General features: G+C 30.3%; 10 protein-coding genes. 9 read left to right on the plus strand and 1 reads right to left on the minus strand.

The window, feature by feature from the left end; translation table 11 throughout:
- Window positions 1–118 precede the first annotated feature (118 nt).
- The 5 genes from B2U95_RS10605 to B2U95_RS10625 all read left to right on the plus strand — a co-directional run bounded on the left by B2U95_RS10605 (window position 119) and on the right by B2U95_RS10625 (window position 3,906).
- Window positions 119–337, plus strand: coding sequence for a hypothetical protein (locus B2U95_RS10605; protein ID WP_296316102.1), 219 nt, complete (start codon window positions 119–121; stop codon window positions 335–337).
- Window positions 338–454: 117 nt separating this feature from the next.
- Window positions 455–961, plus strand: coding sequence for an RNA polymerase sigma factor (locus B2U95_RS10610; RefSeq protein WP_296316104.1), 507 nt, complete (start codon window positions 455–457; stop codon window positions 959–961).
- Window position 962: 1 nt separating this feature from the next.
- On the plus strand, window positions 963–1,604 hold the full coding sequence (locus B2U95_RS10615) for a hypothetical protein (protein ID WP_296316107.1): 642 nt from the start codon (window positions 963–965) through the stop codon (window positions 1,602–1,604).
- 10 nt (window positions 1,605–1,614) lie between these two features.
- Entirely contained in the window at window positions 1,615–2,583 is a 969-nt protein-coding gene (locus B2U95_RS10620) for a peptidoglycan DD-metalloendopeptidase family protein (protein ID WP_296316109.1), read from the plus strand.
- Between the two features lie 162 nt (window positions 2,584–2,745).
- On the plus strand, window positions 2,746–3,906 hold the full coding sequence (locus B2U95_RS10625; RefSeq protein ID WP_296316112.1) for a serine hydrolase domain-containing protein: 1,161 nt from the start codon (window positions 2,746–2,748) through the stop codon (window positions 3,904–3,906).
- A gap of 163 nt (window positions 3,907–4,069) precedes the next feature.
- Here the strand turns inward: B2U95_RS10625 and B2U95_RS10630 are convergent, their stop codons facing one another.
- Entirely contained in the window at window positions 4,070–4,726 is a 657-nt protein-coding gene (locus tag B2U95_RS10630) for a metal-dependent transcriptional regulator (RefSeq protein ID WP_296316115.1), read from the minus strand.
- Window positions 4,727–4,825: 99 nt separating this feature from the next.
- Here B2U95_RS10630 and B2U95_RS10635 point away from each other — a divergent pair, with 99 nt between their 5' ends.
- Genes B2U95_RS10635 through B2U95_RS10650 form a run of 4 tightly spaced genes read left to right on the plus strand, consistent with a single transcriptional unit; the run spans window position 4,826 to window position 6,257 of the window.
- Window positions 4,826–5,032 (plus strand): hypothetical protein, encoded by a 207-nt coding sequence (locus tag B2U95_RS10635; RefSeq protein ID WP_296316117.1) that lies wholly within the window; start codon window positions 4,826–4,828, stop codon window positions 5,030–5,032.
- On the plus strand, window positions 5,022–5,516 hold the full coding sequence (gene sodN, locus B2U95_RS10640; RefSeq protein ID WP_296316120.1) for a superoxide dismutase, Ni: 495 nt from the start codon (window positions 5,022–5,024) through the stop codon (window positions 5,514–5,516). The genes B2U95_RS10635 and sodN overlap by 11 nt, the downstream gene beginning before the upstream one ends.
- On the plus strand, window positions 5,516–5,809 hold the full coding sequence (locus tag B2U95_RS10645; protein WP_296316123.1) for a S26 family signal peptidase: 294 nt from the start codon (window positions 5,516–5,518) through the stop codon (window positions 5,807–5,809). Before sodN ends, B2U95_RS10645 begins: the two co-directional genes overlap by 1 nt.
- Entirely contained in the window at window positions 5,802–6,257 is a 456-nt protein-coding gene (locus B2U95_RS10650) for a tetratricopeptide repeat protein (RefSeq protein ID WP_296316127.1), read from the plus strand. The genes B2U95_RS10645 and B2U95_RS10650 overlap by 8 nt, the downstream gene beginning before the upstream one ends.
- Window positions 6,258–6,909 lie beyond the last annotated feature (652 nt).

Consider the following 6,909-nt stretch of genomic DNA (forward strand, 5'->3'; position numbering starts at 1 on the left):
CACGTTGGCAATAATTTAAATATAGCATACTCCCCAAAATAAAGTTTCAATTTTCTGTCATATTTTTAAAAAGGCTGTCACTAACTATAATAGAGACAATAATTTAAATTTTAAGAAAATGAAAAACATAAAAAAAATAAATGGAATGCTAACAAGAAATCAAATTATAAGCAGCGTAGTTTGGGCTGCTGTAATACTTGCCTGTTCATTGAGTTCGGTAAATACAAGTAAGGAAATAACTTATATTCTTCTTTCAGGATTTTTTATTGAATTCCTGCGAATATCTTCATCTAATAAGTCATTAAAAAAAGACATCAAAGAGAAGGAGGTTAAGTAAGCTAAAATTCACATTTGTTTTTTAACTCGATAAGAGATTTGAGAAATCTGTTCAGAAATAAATTTTTTTGAACTTTACTTTTCGCTAGTTTCGAAGAACAGATAGTACTAATAAGAAATGAGAAATAATTTGGGAAGTAATTTTGAACAGATTCTTGAGGAAAACAAACATAAAATTTACAGAATTTGTAGAATTTATGCGGCTACTCCAATAGAACCAGAGGACCTTTTTCAGGAAGTCATTTTTCAGATATGGAAATCGCTCCCCAATTTTAAAGGAAAGTCTTCTATTGATACTTGGGTGTATAAAATTGCGATTAATGTTTGCTTACGCTCAAAAATGAAATTTGAGAAAAGTAATAACAAAACAGAACGACTTGATGCCATTCATTTTACACCAGTTACAGAATTAATTGATCATTTTGAAGAAGAGAAATATAAGTACTTAAAAGAATGTATAGCTACATTAAATGAAAGTGACACCTCTATAATTGTATTGTATTTAGATGAGTTATCATACAAAGAGATTGCAGAGATTACAGGATTATCAGAAAATCATATTGCCGTAAAAATGAAGAGAATACGAAAGAAATTATTTGAATGTATTACACCAAAAATGAATTAACATGTTAGAACAAGAACTAAAAAACATTTGGAAGAATTCTTCAAAAACAGCTCGAATAAGCATTGAAACTGATCGATTGGTACAAGAGTTTGACACAAATATAACAAACATTCAAAAGAAGATTAGAAAAAGAGATGTAAGAGAGATTTCTGCTTCTGTATTTGGCATACTAATTTTTAGCTTTTTTGCGTATGAAATTCCGTTTCCAATTACCAAGTTTTCTTGTTTCTTATCTATTCTGTGGTTTGTATATGTGATATATAAATTTAGAAAATCAAATCAACAAAATACATCTGAGAATCTATCATTACCGCTTAAACAGCAATTAGTTCATAAAAAACAGCTCATGCAGCACCAACAAAAACTATTAGATTCTGCAGGGTATTGGTATGCTGGTCCTTCGTTTATTACAAACCTTATATTTATTATCGGATTGCGGAATCCTGCTGATTATAATTGGACCAATCAAATAGCAGAAAGCCTACTCCCCCTAACAGTTAACGCAAAAGTAGGCACGATAATCGGCCTAGGAATCTTTTACCTCCTTGTTATTTGGGTCCACAAAATAGCTGCTAAAAGAGACGTACAGCCAATTTTAAAAAACATCGAGGTTATTCAGCAACAACTGAACAACTCAAATTAATACAACTACAATGAAAATATATATATTATTTGTACTAACATTTCTACTGGTAAATATCGCGGTAGCACAAAATGAAACTACTATTTCAAAGACCGTAGCTAACGAATTTCAAAAAAAATATAATGCTAAGGACTACGAAGGTGTTTTTACCATGTTCGCTAAAGAGATGAAAGACTTTATGCCACATGATAAAGCACTTGCTTTTTTAAACGGATTACACACTGAGGCTGGTAATATAAAAGAAAGAACATTTATGAAATATCCCCAAGCCAATGTTGCGCTTTACAAAACAACTTTTGAACGTGTTGTAGTGGCATTGTTTATTTCTGTTGATGCAAATTCTAAGATTAATGGCTTGATGGTAAAACCCTATGTTACTGAGAAATTACCCGAACTTAAAAGGAATATTTCTAAGTTAATTTTGCCTTTTAATGAGGAGTGGACGGTTTTTTGGGGTGGAGACACCAAAGAACAAAACTACCATGTTGCTTACAAATCTCAAAAGAATGCATTCGATATGATTATTACTAATGCAGCTGGAAAAAGCCATAAAAACGACGGGAAGAACAACGAAGATTATTATGCCTTTGGTAAAGACTTAATTGCTCCTGCAAGCGGCGAAGTTGTAATGGTTGTAGATGGTGTTAAAGACAACAAACCTGGAATAACAAACCCTAATTATGTACCTGGGAATACTGTAATTATAAAAACGAGTAACAACGAATATTTGTTCTTTGCACATTTTAAACAACATTCTATAAAAGTGAAACAAGGGCAAAAAATCCAACAAGGTGATTTGCTAGGTTTGTGTGGAAATTCGGGTAATACTACAGAGCCACATTTACATTTTCATATTCAGAATGTAGAAGATATGAATATTGCTACTGGAGCAAAAGCATATTTTGAAGAAATTTTAGTTAATGGCGAATTAATAAAGGAACATTCACCTGTTAAATTTGAGAAAGTAAAAAACAAATAAAAACTACTGCCAACAAGGTGTATAGTTCATTGCTGGTTCTGTGTGTACTCGGAAAATCTTAGCAGATTTCCCTCTGGTTCGTTTTCTTTTACTAATTTAGTTCTAGCCGACGCAACTAACCATACACAAACACGTTGGCAACAAGCTAAACAGACCAAGAAAATGAAGTTATTAATTTGGACATTCTTACTTTTTACAAACATCACGATTGCTCAATCGAATGAAAAATTTCTGACTGAATCACTAACAAAAGAATTTACCGAACTATCAGACAAAAATTCAATTGTCGGATTTTCAGTCGCCATTGTTAATCGAGATAGTGTTTTATATGCAAAAGGTTTTGGTTATTCTAACAAAGAGAAAAAGAAACTCTACACAAAAAATACAGTACAGCCAATTGCTTCTATTTCTAAAACTTTGGCAGGAGTTGCTTTAATGAAAGCACAAGAAATGGGAAAACTCAATTTGGATGATGATATAAATGATTATTTACCATTTAAAATTATCAATCCTTATTTTCCAAATAGTAAAATAACTATTCGAAATCTGGCTACACATTCTTCAAGTTTAAGAGATTCTCGTAGTTACTCAAAAACTGTGATTTTCAAGTCTGACTTTTGTGAACTTCCAAAAAAAACTAAAAAATATTTTTCAAATAATTGGTGCAGAAAGTGTGATAAAAACAAAGAAATTCCATTAATTGATTTTCTTAAAAATATTTACGATTCAAGTGGTATTTGGTATAAGAAAAATAATTTCTCAAAGGATAATATAGGAACAGAATACAATTACTGCAATAATAATGCATCTATTGTTGCGTTCATAATTGAAAAAGCTACAGGAGAAAAGTATTATGACTTTGTTCAAAAACAAATATTAGAACCTTTGGAAATGAATAATTCTAGCTGGTTATTTGATTCTAACGAATCAAATAATAAATCAATTCTCTATGGAAATGAAATACCATTACCCGAATTTAAAGAAATAGGATATCCAGACGGAAGTTTTGTAACCAATGTTGTGGATTTTGGAAATTATCTGTCTTCAATAATTAGTGGATATTCTGGAAAGAATAATATTTTAAATTCAGATAGCTATAAAGAAATGTTGACTAAACAAATAAATGAAAAATTTAATTCAGGAATTTTTTGGGAAGTTTATTCTAAAACGATTGGACATAGCGGAGAAAACGCTGGACAATCGACTTATGTTTATTTTGACAAAGAGAATTTAGTTGGTTATATTTTATTTGGAAATACAACTGATACAAAAAATTTAGAAAAGGACGAAGAGGAAATAATTAAGATTCTGAAAAAGTATTGAACTGAAAAAAGCCAGATTGCCAACACCGTGTATAATTAATTGCTGGTTTTAGCCAATTTACGAAAGTCCAAACGGACTTTCTTGGTTTGTGTTTTATTTACTAAATTCACTGCTTAAAACACGCAACTAATCATACATAACAACGTTGTAGCCAACGAAAAAATCAAATTTCTTCAACCAAAAGAGATTGACAAACATCAAAAGTTAAAACGATGGTAGAATTATCTTCAAGCAAAACTTCAAAACTATTATCAAATGTTTCTATATGCCGTATTAATAAGACTGTTCCTAGCTTAATTCTTTTCTTGTTTAAATAAAGTAATAAATCTTTAGAACTATTTTCTAATCCTCGCAATTTCACTTTTTGTCCTTCTTTAATGCTCCCTAATTTTAAATAATTAACTTTCAGCACTTCCCCTTCCCTATTTGGAATAGGTGAACCATGCGGGTCTAAAGTAGGGAATCCTAATATTTTATCCATCCTATCAAAAAACACAATTGAACTAATATGTTCAACTTGTTCTGCAATATCATGTACCTCTTCCCATCCGAACCCCATTACTTTAGATAAAAACATTTCTGTTAATCTATGTTTCCTAACAATTAGAGCACCTAATTTTTCCCCTTTAGTGGTTAATTTTATAGGTTTATATTTTTCATATAATAACCAACCTCTCTCTTCCATTTTCTTCACCATATTATTGGAAGTAGGCTTACTCACACACATCTTTTTTGACAACTCTGTAATAGAAACATCAATGCTTTCTCGACTTAGAAGGTAAATAGCTTTAAGATAATTCTCTTTTGCTTGTGTTGGCATATTATAAATTAAAATGTAAATATAATAAATATGATGAAACATATTTGTTAGTCTAATCTAACTTATTATATTTGTATTATAAAACAAATATTTAGCTATATGAAAAAAATAATATTTACACTTACTTTTTCCTTATTAGGAATAGAAGCTGCTACGGCTCATACTGGTCATAAATCCATATCTCATATTCACATGACTGAATCTATAAGTTTTGGAATTACTTCGATTTTGGCGATCACTTTTATTATAATTTCAATAATTTTCACTAAAAAACAATTAAAAAAAAACAAAAATCATGCTTTATAGTATTTTAAACGTTGTAAAAAAAATTACACATGTAAAAGAAGTGCAGGCACATTGTGACATACCTTGTGGTATATATGATCCTGGTCATGCAATTATAGGATCTTTAACAATAATTCGTATGACTGATTTAATTAACGACCATAGTACTGTAAAACACTCAGTGGATTGGCATAATGAAGTAAGTAGGTATATTGCCGAAAAAGAACGTCATGCCGCTATTGTTAAACACGAAATACGCATCATTTGGGGTGATTTTTTTAAGGCACCACAATTTGCAAAATATCCCGAATTACATGAATTGACCCATAGTATCATGCTGCTTGGCTCTAAGGCAAGACAAGAAGTAAATAAAGATGCTGCTTTACAATTACTTGAAAAAGTGAATCGTTTTGCAGAGATATTTTGGGAAATAAAAGGTATTGCTACTAAAAAATCTGTTTGTCCTTACCCGCCTGCATTGGCCGTAATTTATCCAGAATTATAATGTTAAAACTTTCCATAATAAAAGGATATAGCATGTCTCCTTCATATTCGGAAGGTGATTATATCATATCAATAACTCCAAGATTGGTAAATCTAAAGATAGGAGATGTAATTACCTTTAAACATGACACATATGGATATTTAATTAAAGAAATTTATCAAAAAAACAAGACTGGATACTATGTAAAAGGCATTTACCCTCTGAGTACAAATAGTCAATCTATCGGACTAGTTAAGCCTAGTATGATAAAGGGAAAAGTTATTTTAAAAATTAAACAAAAAAATCATGAGTGAATCTTGCATACAATATGTCGAATCTGGTTGGAAAGAAAAAACAAATTCAGCAAATCAATTTTTTAATGAAGGTAATTTCAAAAAAGCGCTTATAGTTTATGAAGAATCTTTATTTAGAGCAGAAGTTTTGTATGATAATAGATTTAAAGCTATTAATTTAAGTATTCCATACAAGCAAATATTTGCCATATCATGTAACAATATTGCTTATACTCATGAAGCAATGGGTGAAATTGAAAAAGGCGAAAAAATGTTACAAAGGGTTATCTATTATTTTTTATTTTTAACAAAAGAAAGTCAGGGAAATCATTCTATTATTCAAAACGAACTAAAAAGAGCTCTTTTTACTTACACGGATTTTGCAGACCGAAATAACTTAGAAGCTAAAAGTTATCAAAAAATATTACATAATATTCAAGAGGAATTTAAAGTCAATACTTCCATTTGACTTAAGTAATAGAAATATTGTTAACTATTAAAATCTAGAACTAAAAAATCAGTGGCTGCAAAAATGTAAAAAAACATAGGGCATTTTTATTAACTCCCAAGATCTGTCTTTATTTATAAAGTCCGCTAAATATAAAATTTAATATTTATCTGAAAAATAAAAGCAAAATATTTATATTAACTAAGTTACAAACCGAAACGATAGTGCTTATCTCATGGCCTACGTTTCTTATACAAAACCGTTAGCAACCATTCAGTGCGCACGCAAATCTCAACGCTATCATCTTTAATTTTACCGATTTTTTAAAACCAAAGTTTGTTACGTTAGAACTCAAAGTATTTCGCAATGCTGGATTTCTCTCTTATAAGCCAAATTAGAGCCTTAGAGATAGCCGTTGCAAGTTTTCTATACAACGTCGGACTTATTCTCTGAGCGTGCAAAGCACAACCTTAAACCAATGCTAATGCAATGCAGTCCGTAAATTTCCACCTAGTTTATTTTTTCGGATTTTTTTTTGACTTTTAAGTCAGATAAATTAGAAAACTGGACTCGCAAAAAACCAAAATTAACTTTGGACTTGTTGCTGATCCGCCAAATTTCTGCCTTAGAGATCTGCATCGCTATCTGGTTAAATAACATCGGACTTATTCTC

The organism is Winogradskyella sp. UBA3174 (assembly GCF_002364335.1).
GTDB lineage: Bacteria > Bacteroidota > Bacteroidia > Flavobacteriales > Flavobacteriaceae > Winogradskyella.

Bases quoted from the DNA above. Each gene is read 5' to 3' on its own strand.
- B2U95_RS10605 (WP_296316102.1), top strand. From the start codon at position 119: ATGAAAAACATAAAAAAAATAAATGGAATGCTAACAAGAAATCAAATT.
- B2U95_RS10610 (WP_296316104.1), top strand. From the start codon at position 455: ATGAGAAATAATTTGGGAAGTAATTTTGAACAGATTCTTGAGGAAAAC.
- B2U95_RS10615 (WP_296316107.1), top strand. From the start codon at position 963: ATGTTAGAACAAGAACTAAAAAACATTTGGAAGAATTCTTCAAAAACA.
- B2U95_RS10620 (WP_296316109.1), top strand. From the start codon at position 1,615: ATGAAAATATATATATTATTTGTACTAACATTTCTACTGGTAAATATC.
- B2U95_RS10625 (WP_296316112.1), top strand. From the start codon at position 2,746: ATGAAGTTATTAATTTGGACATTCTTACTTTTTACAAACATCACGATT.
- B2U95_RS10630 (WP_296316115.1), bottom strand. From the start codon at position 4,726: ATGCCAACACAAGCAAAAGAGAATTATCTTAAAGCTATTTACCTTCTA.
- B2U95_RS10635 (WP_296316117.1), top strand. From the start codon at position 4,826: ATGAAAAAAATAATATTTACACTTACTTTTTCCTTATTAGGAATAGAA.
- sodN (WP_296316120.1), top strand. From the start codon at position 5,022: ATGCTTTATAGTATTTTAAACGTTGTAAAAAAAATTACACATGTAAAA.
- B2U95_RS10645 (WP_296316123.1), top strand. From the start codon at position 5,516: ATGTTAAAACTTTCCATAATAAAAGGATATAGCATGTCTCCTTCATAT.
- B2U95_RS10650 (WP_296316127.1), top strand. From the start codon at position 5,802: ATGAGTGAATCTTGCATACAATATGTCGAATCTGGTTGGAAAGAAAAA.